Here is a 12,593-nt window from a genome sequence, read left to right as displayed (position 1 = left end):
GCTCCCTTACAGGAGAGCGCCATGCTGATTGTTGCCGACGAGAATATACCGCTGCTCGATGCCTTCTTCGCAGGCTTCGGCGAGATCCGCCGTTACCCGGGCCGCAGCATCGACCGCGCCTGCGTGCAGGACGCCGATGTATTGCTGGTGCGCTCGGTGACAAACGTCGACCAGGCCCTGCTCGAAGGCAGCCAGGTGCGCTTCGTCGGCACCTGCACCATCGGCACCGATCACCTGGCCCTGGACTACTTTGCCCAGGCCGGTATCCAGTGGTCCAGCGCGCCGGGCTGCAATGCGCGGGGCGTGGTGGATTATGTGCTGGGCAGCCTGCTGACCCTGGCCGAGCTGGATGGCGCAGACCTGGCGCGGCGCACCTACGGGGTGGTTGGCTCCGGTGAAGTCGGCGGGCGTCTGGTGGAGGTGCTGCGCGGGCTGGGCTGGGCGGTACGGGTATGCGATCCGTTGCGCCAGGCGCAGGAGGGGGGTGACTACGTGAGCCTGGAGCAGGTGCTGGCCGAGTGCGATGTGATCAGCCTGCACACGCCCTTGACCAAGGGCGGCGAGCATTCGACCTGGCACCTGCTGGACGCCGAGCGCTTGGCGCAACTGCGCCCCGGCGCCTGGCTTATCAACGCCAGCCGCGGCCCGGTGGTCGACAATGCGGCATTGCGCAGCCTGCTGCAGGCGCGTGACGATGTGCAGGCGGTGCTGGATGTGTGGGAGGGCGAGCCGCAGGTCGATCAGGCGCTGGCCGACCTGTGCGTGATTGCCACCCCGCATATCGCCGGCTACAGCCTGGATGGCAAGCAGCGCGGCACGGCGCAGATCTACCAGGCGTTCTGCGCCTGGCGGGGCGAGGCCGAAACGGTGCGCCTGGCCGACCTGCTGCCGCGCCCATGGCTGGCGCAGCTCAGCCTGCAGGCCGAAACCGATCCGGCCTGGGCTCTGGCCACACTGTGCCGTGCGGTGTACGACCCGCGCCGCGACGATGCGGATTTTCGTCGCAGCCTTGACCGTGACCCGCAGGCCCAGCGCGCGGCCTTCGATGTGTTGCGCAAACAGTACCCGCCGCGGCGCGAGATCGAGGGGCTGATGGTGCGCATCGAGGGTGATGCGCCGCAGTTGCAGCAGATGGTCAAGGCGTTGGGTGGCCTGTTGGTGTGAGGTACTGCTTTCGCCGGCCGGCAACGGGTCTCCCTGCAGGCGCCGGCCTTGCCGGCGAAGCGGGCTTTACACCAGGCATAAAAAACCCGGCACCAGGGCCGGGTTGATTTGAATAGGGGTCAGGCTTTCTTGGCGAGCTCTACCCGGCTTTTCTCCAGGTCCTCGCAGGCTTTTCTGATCATGTCTTCGGTGATCTCGATTTCCCGACCCTGGGCATCGATGATCGACCCGCACGCCGGGTTCGGATGGCTTGGGCGTTGCGCTTGGGTATTGCTGTTTTGCAAGCTCATTTCCTGTCTCCTCATCAGGTTGCAAGCTCAGACTAGATCCGCGACATGACCGCACCATGACAGCCCTGTCACACCTCCAGTCCAACAGAAAGTCAGACAAATCTCCAGCGGCACTTTAGAACGAAACGCTCTAGTGAACTTGTTGCCTGGTCTTGTCAGTGATGCCCCACGCGCTGCAGAGTTCCTTGGCGCCTGACCGGTGGTCGGGTGTAGGCTGACCTGCATACTCCGGATAAACGAAGACCTTCATGCCCAGCCTTCTTTCTGCTCGCCAGCGCCAGGCCCTGCGCCTGGCCTGGCGTTTCATTCGCCCTTACCGCAAACAGGCCATGGCCGCACTGCTGGCGCTGGTGGTCACTGCGGGTATCACGCTGTCCATGGGCCAGGGCATTCGCCTGCTGGTGGACCAGGGTTTCATGACCCAGTCGCCACACCTGCTCAACCAGTCCATCGGCCTGTTCATGTTGCTGGTGCTGGCACTGGCGGTGGGTACCTTCAGTCGTTTCTACCTGGTGTCGTGGATCGGCGAGCGGTGCGTGGCGGATATACGCCAGCAGGTGTTCGACCACCTGGTTTACCTGCACCCGGGCTTTTTCGAAAGCAACCGCAGTTCGGAGATCCAGTCGCGCCTGACCACCGACACCACGCTGCTGCAATCGGTGATCGGCTCTTCGCTCTCGCTGTTCCTGCGCAATGCCCTGATGGTGCTGGGCGGCATCGTGCTGCTGTTTGTCACCAACCCCAAGCTCACCAGTATCGTGGTGCTGGCCTTGCCGCTGGTGCTGGCGCCGATCCTGATCTTCGGCCGGCGGGTGCGCGGCCTGTCGCGCCAGAGTCAGGATCGCATCGCCGACGTGGGCAGCTACGTGGCCGAAACCCTCGGCCAGATCAAGACCGTGCAGGCCTACAACCACCAGGCCCGTGACCAGCAGCGTTTCGGCCTGACCGTGGAGGCTGCCTTTACCACCGCTCGCCAGCGAATCGTGCAGCGCGCCTGGCTGATCACCCTGGTGATCGTGCTGGTGCTCGGGGCGGTCGGTGTGATGCTGTGGGTCGGTGGCATGGACGTGATCGCCGGGCGTATTTCCGGCGGCGAGCTGGCGGCGTTCGTGTTCTACAGCCTGATCGTCGGCAGCGCCTTCGGCACCCTCAGCGAAGTGATCGGCGAGCTGCAACGGGCCGCGGGCGCAGCCGAGCGGATCGCCGAGCTGCTGGCGGCACGCAGCGAGATCCACGCCCCCGACGAAGGGCTGGAGCGCCTGCCTCCCAGGGTCAGTGGCCGCCTCGAACTGCAGGAGGTGCATTTTGCCTACCCCTCGCGGCCCACCCCGGCGGCTATCGACGGCCTGAGCCTGACGGTGGTGCCTGGCGAGACCCTGGCCCTGGTCGGGCCTTCGGGGGCGGGCAAGTCGACGCTGTTCGACCTGCTGCTGCGCTTCTACGACCCGCAGCAGGGGCAGATACTGCTCGACGGCCAGCCACTGACCCGGCTCGACCCGCAGGACCTGCGTCGGCATTTCGCACTGGTTGCGCAGAACCCGGCGCTGTTCTTCGGCACGGTCGAAGACAACATCCGCTACGGGCGTGCCGAGGCTACCAGTGCCGAGGTCGAGGCAGCGGCGCGCAGCGCGCATGCCCATGAATTCATCCTGCAGTTGCCCCAGGGCTACCAGACGCACCTTGGCGATGCCGGGCTTGGGCTTTCCGGTGGTCAGCGCCAGCGCCTGGCCATTGCCCGGGCGCTGCTGGTGGACGCGCCGATCCTGCTGCTGGACGAGGCCACCAGTGCCCTCGACGCACAAAGCGAGCACCTGATCCAGCAGGCCTTGCCAGCCCTCATGGCCGGGCGCACCACGCTGGTCATCGCCCATCGCCTGGCCACGGTGCAGCACGCCGACCGTATCGCCGTGATCGACCAGGGCCGGCTGGTCGCGGTGGGCACCCATCGCCAGCTGATTGCCGAGAACCCGCTGTATGCGCGGCTTGCCGCCTTGCAGTTCACCAGCGCATGAAGGAAATGTTACAGATTTTGTACGTCTGTAACATTTCTGTAGCAATCCCCTGAGAGTATCGGATCAGCTGTTGCGTAATGCTCAATGCAGTTTGCTGCCATCGCTCGATGGCAGCTTTTTTTTGCCCGGTGAACGAGGACAAGGACGTCTTTGACTGGTGCGGCAGGTGGCGCGCCAGCTTTCCTATCCTCTTGTTCCGAGACCCTTGCGATGTTCGTGCGTAAATCCCTGCGGCTGCAAATTCTCGCCCTGCTGGCTGGCAGCCTGCTGGCGATGTTGCTGATCGCCCTGGTGTGCTTTCAGTTCCTGTCGGCCAGCGTGCGCGGCTATGGCCAGCTGGTGGAGGGGCCGATACTGGCTTCGCAACTGATCGACGAAGCCAACCTGCAGTTCAAGGTGCAGGTGCAGGAATGGAAGAACGTATTGCTGCGCGGCAAGCAGCCGGTCGAGCGGGACAAGTACTGGCAGCAGTTTTCGGCGCGTGAACAGCAGGTGCAGGCGCTGCTGGCCCAGCTGGTGCGGACCAACGCCGACGATGCGGGGCTCAGAACGCGTCTGCAGGCACTCAAGGACAGCCACGCGCAACTGGGCGCTGCCTACGCCCGCGGTCGCGATGCGTTCATCGCGGCAGGGGCCGACCCCGCTGTCGGGGACCAGGCAGTGAAGGGCGTGGACCGCGCGGCCAGTGAACAGATGAGCGAACTGGTCAGCCAGTTGCGTGCCGATGCCCAGGTGCAGGCGGCGGCCATCGATGCCCGCGCGCAGCGTACGGTGTGGCTGGGGCTGCTGGTGATGCTCGGCTCGGCGCTGCTGATTGCGCTGCTGAGCCTGTGGCTGGTTGATCGCAGCCTGATCGAGCCGATTCGACGCCTGATCGAATACGTGGCACACCTGAGCCAGGGCCGCTTCGATGCCCGCGTGGCCTGCGGGCGCCATGACGAGCTGGGGCGCCTGGCGGTGGCTGCCAATACCTTGCGCGATTTTCTGGCCGACACGGTAGGGCGCCTGCAGGACAACGCCCGGGAGCTGGAGTCCGCCAGCGGCGAGCTGCGCAGCCTGGCCGGCGGCATGGCGCGGGGCACCGAAGACCAGTTCCAGCGGACCGACCAGGTGGCCACGGCCATGCAGGAAATGTCCGCCACTGCCCAGGAGGTGGCCCGCCATGCAGCGGACGCGGCCCGCGCCGCGGATGATGCCGACCACAGTGCCCAGGCCGGCGAGCAGGTGATGCAGTCGACCATTGCCACCATCGACGCGGTCAACCGGGACATCGCCGGCACGGCGGCGGTGATTCGCCATCTGGAACAGGACAGCGCCCGTATCGGCAAGGTTCTGGAGGTGATCCGCGCTATCGCCGAGCAGACCAACCTGCTGGCGCTCAATGCTGCCATCGAGGCGGCCCGTGCCGGCCAGGCCGGGCGCGGGTTCGCGGTGGTGGCCGACGAGGTGCGCAACCTGGCCCAGCGCACGGCGGCGTCCACCGCCGAGATCAACCAGATCATCAGCGCCGTGCAGTCGGGCGCGCTGGAGGCGGTCAAGGCCATCGAGAACGGCCAGGCCCGCAGCGAGGAGGGGGGCGAACAGGTACAGCGTGCCGGTGCCATGTTGCAGCGCATCACCCAGGCGGTGGAGGCCATCCGCGACATGAACCGCCAGATCGCCACCGCCGCCGAGGAACAGACCAGCGTGGCCGAAGACATGTCCTGCAACCTGGTGGAGATCACCCGCATCGCCACCGCCAATCAGGGCGCGGTGCAGCGGACCGAGCAGGCCGGGCAGCACTTGCACGACCTGTCGGGTCGGTTGGGCGAGGTGACGGCGCGCCTGCGGGCCTGACCGGGGGAAATCCGCCACCTGCCGGCCTTTATGTCGGGCAATGTGGCGGATTGTCGCCAGCAAAACCATCAACGATGGGGTGCGACCACAGGTCCTAGCTATTAGCCGTTGGTCTTGTGCAAGTTGGCCCGCTTTCTGCTTAAGGCGACCCAGGCTTAAGCCTTGCGAAACATTCAGGGCTGCTACGGCAGCCATGGCGTCAGACCGTTCCCCGCACCCTCGATACCCCAGCCGCCAGCCAGCCTCGAAGGCCTGGACGCCATGCCTTGAGCCATGGCCTGCGCGCGCAGAACCACAAGAGACGGGCGTGCACTGCGGGCGTGATGGTCATTGCCAATCACTTCACTTCACTTCAATTGGATTGAACTATGAAAAAAATCCTGCTGACGCTCCTGTGTCTGAGCGTCATGGGTTGCTCCAAGCCCAGTGAACCGGAAAAGACCGTCGACGTGCTGCTGATCGGCGGCGGCATCATGAGTGCAAGCCTGGGGACCTACCTCAACGAGTTGGAGCCGGATTGGTCCATCGACGTGTACGAGCGCATGGACAAGGTGGCCGAGGAAAGCTCCAACGCCTGGAACAACGCCGGTACCGGCCACTCTGCGTTCTGCGAGCTGAACTACACCAGCGAAGCGGCTGACGGTTCGATGGACATCAGCAAGGCGGTGGGCGTCAACGAGCAGTTCGAGATCTCCAAGCAGTTCTGGGCCTACCAGGTCGAGCAGAAGGTGCTGAACAACCCGACCTCGTTCATCAACAACGTGCCGCACATGAGCTTTGTGTGGGGCGACAAGAACGTCGAGTTCCTCAAGAAACGTCATGCGGCCCTGCAGCACAGTTCGCTGTTCCGTGGCATGGAGTACTCCGAAGACCACGCGCAGATCCAGAAGTGGGTGCCGATCGTGATGGAAGGCCGTGCCGCCGACCAGAAGATTGCCGCAACGCGCATGCCGATCGGTACCGACGTGAACTTCGGCGAGATCACCCGCCAGCTGTTCGCTTCGCTGACCCAGCATGACAACGTCAAGCTGCACACCTCGCACGAAGTGCGCGACATCGTGCGCAACGCCGACAACACCTGGACCGTGGTGGTTGCCGACCTCGCCAACAAGGGCGTCGAAACCAGCGTCAAGGCCAAGTTCGTGTTCATCGGTGCCGGTGGTGGCGCGCTCAAGCTGCTGCAGAAGTCCGGCATCCCGGAAGCTGACGGCTATGCCGGCTTCCCGGTGGGCGGCCAGTTCCTGATGACCGACAACCAGGACATCGTCAAACGTCACAAGGCCAAGCTGTACGGCAAGGCCTCGGTCGGTGCGCCGCCGATGTCTGTACCGCACCTGGACACCCGTGTCATCGATGGCAAGGAAGTGCTGCTGTTCGGCCCGTTCGCGACCTTCTCCACCAAGTTCCTGAAAAACGGTTCGCTGCTGGACATGTTCTCGGCACTGACTACCCACAACATCATGCCGATGACCCATGCCGGTATCGACAACATCGACCTGAGCACCTACCTGATGGGCCAGTTGATGCTGAGCTTCGAAGACCGCATGCATGCCCTGCGCGAGTACTTCCCCAACGCCAGGAACGAAGACTGGAAACTGCTGCAGGCCGGCCAGCGCGTCCAGGTGATCAAGAAGGATCCCGAGCACGGTGGCATCCTGCAGTTCGGTACCGAGGTGGTGGCTTCGCAGGACGGCACCATCGCCGCGCTGCTGGGCGCCTCGCCAGGTGCCTCCACCGCCGCACCGATCATGCTGACCGTGCTGGAAAAGACCTTCAAGGACCGTATCAAGACCCCTGAATGGCAGGCCAAGCTGAAGCAGATCGTGCCGACCTTTGGTCAGAAGCTCAACAACAACCTCGAGCTGACCAACAAGACCCGTGAGTGGAGCAGCTCGCGCCTGAACCTGCTGTTCGTGCCGGTGCTGCCGGACGAGACGGCGGTGGCCGCGCAGTAACGTCGGGTTGACGCTTCGCGGATCGAGCCCGCCCCCGCCGGATGCTTGACATCCTTGTGGGGGCGGGTTTGAGCCACAGCGGATGCAGTACAGCCAGAAACCACAAAGCCCGCAAAAGCGGGCTTTGTGGTTTCTGCCGATCTGGTCGGAGAGACAGGATTCGAACCTGCGGCCTTCTCGTCCCGAACGAGACGCGCTACCTGGCTGCGCTACACTCCGATGACAAAATTCTACTCAAAAAAAAACGCGACCGGCAAGCCCCGGCGAGGGGCCTGAAGCTTGCCGTCTGTACTGCCTTTTACAGCTCTTTCACGGTGCGGACCTGGTCCTTGTTGATCCGGGTGCTCTTGCCGTCGAGCTGTTCGATTTCATAGAAGCCCGAATCTTCATCGTACTTGGGGGTGTCGACCGCCTGGATCTCACGTCCGTCATTCAGCGTGATCACGGTAGGCGAAGCACACCCGGCGAGGGTGCCCAGGCCCAGGGCGAGCAGGAAAGCGGGGAGGGTCCGTTGAATCATATTCTTTCTCCATTGAGGGGGAAGTTGCGGGTCATGTCATTGAGACGCATCGCGTCCCAGCAAGTTCCTCGCAACTTGAGCATAGCGGCTGAACCGCGTCATTGATCGGGAACAATGCAATCGGCCGCTGGCGGGCGGGCGCGGGGAGGGCTGTGATATAACTGGCGGCATTCTTTCCCTGTCATGGATTCACCCTCCTCATGAAAGCCAAGGCTGATGTACCGTTCGTGCCGCTGAACATTGCCGTGCTGACCGTCAGCGATACCCGCACCCTGGAAACCGATACCTCCGGCCAGGTGTTCGTCGACCGCCTGACTGCTGCCGGCCACGCGCTGGCCGCCCGTGTACTGCTCAAGGACGACCTCTACAAGATTCGCGCGCAGGTCGCTACCTGGATCGCCGACGAGCAGGTGCAGGTGGTACTGATCACGGGCGGCACCGGCTTCACCGGCCGCGACAGCACCCCCGAGGCGGTCGGTTGCCTGCTCGACAAGCAGGTCGACGGCTTCGGTGAACTGTTCCGGCATATCTCCCTGGCCGATATCGGCACCTCCACCGTGCAGTCCCGCGCCCTGGCCGGGCTGGCCAATGGTACGCTGGTGTGCTGCCTGCCCGGCTCGACCAACGCGGTACGCACCGGCTGGGACGGGATTCTTGCCGAGCAACTGGATGTACGCCATCGCCCGTGCAATTTCGTCGCGCACCTCAAGCAGGCGGCGCCGTGTGAAAGCCGTGGCTGAGCCTGTTGCGGCAAAGCCGCTGCTGCCCGTGGAGCAGGCACTGGAGCGCTTGCTGGCGCTGGCCGAAGCGGCGCGCATCGAAGACTGCGAAGAGGTGCCACTGGCTGCTGCCGAGGGCCGTGTGCTGGCCACGGCGCTGGTCGCCGGCCTTGATCTGCCGCCCTGGCCCAACAGCGCCATGGACGGCTACGCACTGCACCACGCCGACTGGCAGGGCACGCCGCTGGTGGTGAGCCAGCGCATTCAGGCCGGGCAGGCGCCTGCGCCTCTGGAGCCGGGTACCTGTGCGCGCATCTTTACCGGTGCGCCGCTGCCGGCAGGGGCCGACTGCGTCGAGATGCAGGAGAACGCCGACGTTCAGCCCGATCAACGCGTGTGTTTCACCGAGCCGCTCAGTGCCGGGCTCAACGTGCGCCCGCAGGGCCAGGAAACCCGGGCAGGTGAAACCGTGCTGGACGCCGGGACCCGCCTCGGGCCGGTCGAGCTGGGCCTGGCTGCCTCGCTCGGCTGCGCGGTGCTGTCGGTAGTGCGCAAGGTGCGGGTGGCGGTGCTTTCCACCGGCGACGAACTGGTCGAGCCGGGGCTGCCCCTGGGCCCCGGGCAGATCTACAACAGCAACCGGCGCCTGCTGGTCAGCTGGCTGCAGCGCCTGGGCTGCGAGGTGAAGGACGCCGGCATCCTGCCCGATGATCTGGCGTTGACCCGTGAGCGCCTGGGCCAGCTCAAGGACGTCGACCTGATTCTGTCCACCGGTGGTGTATCGGTGGGCGAGGCCGATTACCTGGGTATCGCCCTGCGCGAAGAAGGTGAGCTGTCGCTGTGGAAGCTTGCGATCAAGCCCGGCAAGCCGCTGACCTTCGGGCATTTTCGCGGGGTGCCGGTGATCGGCCTGCCAGGCAACCCGGCGTCGACCCTGGTCACCTTCGGCCTGCTCACCCGGCCGTACCTGTTGCGCCGCCAGGGTGTGCAGGACGTGACACCGCTGCAGTTCAGCGTGCCTGCCGGTTTCGACTGGCCCAAGCCAGGCAATCGCCGCGAATACCTGCGCGCGCGCATGGAGCAGGGCCAGGCGCTGATCTACAAGAACCAGAGCTCGGGTGTGCTGCGCAGCGCCGCGTGGGCCGAGGGCCTGGTGGAGGTGCGCGAGGGCACTGCGCCCGGCAAGGGCGACAGCGTGCAGTTCATCCCCCTCAGCGAGCTACTCGGCTGACGGCAGCAGGCCCCGGGCAACCCTGTCGTTGCCCAGTGGGGCCTGCGCGGCGAGGCGCGCATACACGCTCTCCAGCTGCGCGGCGGCCCTGCTCCAGTCATGCTGCTCGCGCACGAACTGGCGCGCGGCATCGGACAACTGCTGCATGCGTGTCGGGTGGCTCAGCAGGCGGGTGATGATCAGTGCCAGCGTGTCGGTGTCGTCCCCACCCAGGTAATGCTCGCCGTTGCGCACTGCCAACCCCGCTGCGCCCTGGGTGGTGGTGACCACCGGCAGGCCTGCGGCCATGGCCTCGAGCAACTTGATCTTGCACCCGCCGGCATGGCGCAGCGGGGCAAAGAACAGCGCCGAGTGGCGTTGCAGCTCACGCAGGTCGGGCAGGTAGCCGATCCATTCGATGCGCGGGTCGTTCCAGCGCAGCTTCCACTGGGTGGGCAGGGCATGTCCGACCACCGCCAGGCGCACGGCCGGGTTGCTCAGCCATACCTGCGGCAGGATCTCCTCCAGCGCCCACTCCAGCGCCTCCAGGTTGGCGCCGTATTCGAAGTTGCCCACCAGCAGCAGGCGCTGGCTGTGCGGGCAGGCGCTGATGTGCTGGTAGTACTCGTAGTCCACGCCGTTGATCACCACCTCGGCAGGGCGGCCGGTGAACTGGCGGATCTGTTCGGCATCGCGCGGGTTGACGGCCACCACTTCGCTGGCCTGGCGCAGCACCCGCGACTCCCAGCGCCGGTAGCGCCAGCGGTCGAAGCTGTTGAACGGGCGCAGCCACAGGGGCAGGCGGTCCTGGCACACCGCGCCGGTGTCCGACTCCACATGATGCTCGCTGACCATGAAAGGCAGGCCGCTGGCTTGCAGGGCCTTTTCGAAGGGTTGGAAACTGTAGCTGTGCTCGATCTGGATCACATCCCACTGCTCGCGCAGCAACGTTTCGAAGCAGTGGCGCAGGTGGGGCGCCAGGCCGTTGGTGCTGGCCCGCATCGGGTAGCCGACGTACAGCGCCGCCAGCAGGTTGAGCGGGCTGCGCAAAGGCCTTCGCGGCAACACGATCAGGCGCTCGAGCAGTGGCTCCAGTGCCTGTCGGGCTGCCTCGCCAAGCGGAACTTTCGAGTGCACCAGCAGCGTGATCCTGTGCCCGCGTTCAGCCAGGCCACGCAACAGGTGGTATTGCCGGGCCTTGCTGCCGCTGGTGGTGGGCCAGGGCAGGTAAGGCAGTGTCCAGAGTACGCGCATGACCCACTTCCTCTCTTGCCGCAGGGGCGTCGACAGGCTGAATGCGAAAACGCGCCTGGCGGGCCTCAGCCGATCGCTGCTGCCGGGGCGCGTCCATAGATATCAGTAAAGCGCACGATGTCGTCCTCGCCCAGGTATTCGCCGCTTTGCACCTCGATCATTACCAGATCGATCACCCCGGGGTTGCTCAGGCGATGCTCGCGCCCCGGCTTGATGAAGGTCGACTCGTTGGTGTCGAGCAGAAATTCCTCTTCGCCGTTGGTCACGCAGGCCATGCCGCTGACCACGATCCAGTGTTCGCTGCGGTGATGGTGCATCTGCAGGGACAGGCAGGCCTGCGGGCGTACCATGATGCGCTTGATCTTGAAGCGCGGGCCTTCCTCGAGCACGGTGTAGGTGCCCCAGGGGCGCGTCACGGTGCGGTGCAGGCGATAGGCGTCGTGGTCCTGGCGCTTGAGCTGCTGGGCAATCAGCTTGACCTCCTGGCTGCGGCTCGCGTCGGCGATCAGTAGGGCGTCGGGGGTGTCGATGATGATCAGATTGTCCAGGCCGATGGCGCCCACCAGGCGGCGAGGCGAATCGATGTAGCAGTTGCTCACGTCGTGCAGCACGGTCTCGCCGTTGCACTGGTTGCCCTGGGCATCGCCCTGGGCCAGGCTGCGCACCGCCCGCCAGCAGCCGATGTCACTCCAGCCCAACTGGCTGGGCAGCACTGCCACCTGGGTGGAACGCTCCATCACGGCGTAGTCGATGGAGATGTCGGCAACCTGCGCGAAGCTGGTGGCATCCAGTTCCAGTTGCAGGCTGTTGCTGCCCTGTTTGCTCTGGCTCAGCCCCAGGCATTCGCCGACCGCATCCAGAACCTGCGGTGCGTGCTGCTGCAGCTCGCGCAGGATGGCATCTGCACGCATGCAGAACATGCCGGCGTTCCACAGGTGCTGGCCGCCCTCGACATAGCGCTGGGCGGTCTCTGCGTTCGGCTTTTCGACGAAGCGCTCCACGCGATAGCCATGGGCATCCAGGGCCTGGCCCTTCTCGATGTAGCCGAAGCCGGTTTCCGGTTGAGTGGGCACCAGGCCGAAGGTGGTCAGCCAGCCTTGCTCGGCCAGGGCGCGGGCGCGCTCCACGGCCTCTTCGAAGGCTGCCTGGTCGGTGATCAGGTGGTCGGCGGGCAGCACCAGCAGGTGGGCGTCTTCGCCGTATTCACGGGCGCAGTGCAGGGCGGCGGCGGCAATCGCCGGGGCCGTGTTGCGCCCGCAGGGCTCGAGAATGAAGTCCAGCGCGATGCCGGGCTGTTTGAGCTGGCGGTATTCATCCTGGGTGCGGAAGAACACTTCGCGATTGGTGACGGTGAGTACGCGGGCCACATCCTTGAGTGCGCAGGCACGCAGGAAGGTTTTCTGCAGCAGGCTCTGGCCATCGGGCATGCGCATGAAGGGCTTGGGCATGGCCTCGCGTGAAACCGGCCACAATCGGGTGCCGGCTCCACCGGCAATGATGCAAGGGATCAGTGTGCTCATTTCACTCAGCCTCGTGTTCTGGGCACCGCTAGGCGGTGTGATAACAGGGAAAAGGTGAACCTGGCAGGCGCTTTGCTCAATGAGTCAAAAAAGTGACTTTTATCACTGGCATC

Annotated in this window: 10 protein-coding genes, 1 tRNA gene and 1 pseudogene; 7 read left to right on the top strand and 5 right to left on the bottom strand. The window is 65.1% G+C overall.

The genetic code is table 11. The annotated features are described in order from the left end of the window. Positions 1-21: 21 nt before the first annotated feature. Complete coding sequence (pdxB, locus tag LOY33_RS17425; RefSeq protein ID WP_258659448.1) at positions 22-1,164, top strand: 4-phosphoerythronate dehydrogenase PdxB; 1,143 nt, start codon at positions 22-24, stop codon at positions 1,162-1,164. Between the two features lie 119 nt (positions 1,165-1,283). Here the strand turns inward: pdxB and LOY33_RS17420 are convergent, their stop codons facing one another. After that, entirely contained in the window at positions 1,284-1,454 is a 171-nt protein-coding gene (locus tag LOY33_RS17420) for a PA1571 family protein (protein ID WP_167400204.1), read from the bottom strand. 248 nt (positions 1,455-1,702) lie between these two features. Between LOY33_RS17420 and LOY33_RS17415 the strand changes: the two genes are divergently transcribed. From LOY33_RS17415 to mqo, 4 genes and pseudogenes are all read left to right on the top strand, one after another. Then, complete coding sequence (locus tag LOY33_RS17415; RefSeq protein ID WP_210014563.1) at positions 1,703-3,466, top strand: ABC transporter transmembrane domain-containing protein; 1,764 nt, start codon at positions 1,703-1,705, stop codon at positions 3,464-3,466. Between the two features lie 210 nt (positions 3,467-3,676). Further along, a pseudogene (locus tag LOY33_RS26125) lies at positions 3,677-4,372 on the top strand (methyl-accepting chemotaxis protein); the annotation flags it as partial. Positions 4,373-4,534: 162 nt separating this feature from the next. Beyond that, positions 4,535-5,302, top strand: a complete 768-nt coding sequence (locus LOY33_RS26120; protein WP_408980706.1) for a methyl-accepting chemotaxis protein — start codon at positions 4,535-4,537, stop codon at positions 5,300-5,302. A gap of 368 nt (positions 5,303-5,670) precedes the next feature. After that, a complete protein-coding gene (gene mqo / locus LOY33_RS17405; RefSeq protein WP_258659446.1) occupies positions 5,671-7,257 on the top strand; it encodes a malate dehydrogenase (quinone) in 1,587 nt (528 codons plus the stop codon). A 142-nt stretch (positions 7,258-7,399) separates the two neighbouring features. On the opposite strand, the gene LOY33_RS17400 is transcribed toward mqo, so the two are convergent. Both LOY33_RS17400 and LOY33_RS17395 read right to left on the bottom strand, forming a co-directional pair. Next, a tRNA-Pro gene (locus LOY33_RS17400) sits at positions 7,400-7,476 on the bottom strand. A 79-nt stretch (positions 7,477-7,555) separates the two neighbouring features. Next, positions 7,556-7,777: a YgdI/YgdR family lipoprotein gene (locus LOY33_RS17395; protein ID WP_043864585.1), complete on the bottom strand. Its 222-nt coding sequence runs from the start codon at positions 7,775-7,777 to the stop codon at positions 7,556-7,558. Between the two features lie 200 nt (positions 7,778-7,977). Here LOY33_RS17395 and moaB point away from each other — a divergent pair, with 200 nt between their 5' ends. Continuing rightward, on the top strand, positions 7,978-8,517 hold the full coding sequence (moaB, locus tag LOY33_RS17390; protein ID WP_043864584.1) for a molybdenum cofactor biosynthesis protein B: 540 nt from the start codon (positions 7,978-7,980) through the stop codon (positions 8,515-8,517). After that, on the top strand, positions 8,501-9,727 hold the full coding sequence (gene glp, locus LOY33_RS17385; protein ID WP_043864583.1) for a gephyrin-like molybdotransferase Glp: 1,227 nt from the start codon (positions 8,501-8,503) through the stop codon (positions 9,725-9,727). Before moaB ends, glp begins: the two co-directional genes overlap by 17 nt. On the opposite strand, the gene LOY33_RS17380 is transcribed toward glp, so the two are convergent. Together LOY33_RS17380 and LOY33_RS17375 are read right to left on the bottom strand one after the other, a co-directional pair. After that, the gene (locus tag LOY33_RS17380; RefSeq protein WP_043864582.1) at positions 9,716-10,960 is read right to left on the bottom strand and encodes a glycosyltransferase family 4 protein; all 1,245 of its coding nucleotides are present in this window, start codon (positions 10,958-10,960) and stop codon (positions 9,716-9,718) included. The two genes, glp and LOY33_RS17380, sit on opposite strands and share 12 nt — an antisense overlap. 65 nt (positions 10,961-11,025) lie before the next feature. Next, complete coding sequence (locus LOY33_RS17375) at positions 11,026-12,480, bottom strand: mannose-1-phosphate guanylyltransferase/mannose-6-phosphate isomerase (protein ID WP_043864581.1); 1,455 nt, start codon at positions 12,478-12,480, stop codon at positions 11,026-11,028. Positions 12,481-12,593 lie beyond the last annotated feature (113 nt).

It is taken from the genome of Pseudomonas sp. B21-036 (genome assembly GCF_024748925.1).
Classification (GTDB): domain Bacteria; phylum Pseudomonadota; class Gammaproteobacteria; order Pseudomonadales; family Pseudomonadaceae; genus Aquipseudomonas; species Aquipseudomonas palmensis.
This window is presented reverse-complemented; position numbering and strand designations above follow the sequence as displayed.

Excerpts from the sequence above, each read along its gene's own strand:
- LOY33_RS17380 (WP_043864582.1), bottom strand. The coding sequence starts at position 10,960 with ATGCGCGTACTCTGGACACTGCCTTACCTGCCCTGGCCCACCACCAGC.
- pdxB (WP_258659448.1), top strand. The coding sequence starts at position 22 with ATGCTGATTGTTGCCGACGAGAATATACCGCTGCTCGATGCCTTCTTC.
- LOY33_RS26120 (WP_408980706.1), top strand. The coding sequence starts at position 4,535 with ATGGCGCGGGGCACCGAAGACCAGTTCCAGCGGACCGACCAGGTGGCC.
- LOY33_RS17395 (WP_043864585.1), bottom strand. The coding sequence starts at position 7,777 with ATGATTCAACGGACCCTCCCCGCTTTCCTGCTCGCCCTGGGCCTGGGC.
- LOY33_RS17375 (WP_043864581.1), bottom strand. The coding sequence starts at position 12,480 with ATGAGCACACTGATCCCTTGCATCATTGCCGGTGGAGCCGGCACCCGA.
- mqo (WP_258659446.1), top strand. The coding sequence starts at position 5,671 with ATGAAAAAAATCCTGCTGACGCTCCTGTGTCTGAGCGTCATGGGTTGC.
- LOY33_RS17420 (WP_167400204.1), bottom strand. The coding sequence starts at position 1,454 with ATGAGCTTGCAAAACAGCAATACCCAAGCGCAACGCCCAAGCCATCCG.
- moaB (WP_043864584.1), top strand. The coding sequence starts at position 7,978 with ATGAAAGCCAAGGCTGATGTACCGTTCGTGCCGCTGAACATTGCCGTG.
- LOY33_RS17415 (WP_210014563.1), top strand. The coding sequence starts at position 1,703 with ATGCCCAGCCTTCTTTCTGCTCGCCAGCGCCAGGCCCTGCGCCTGGCC.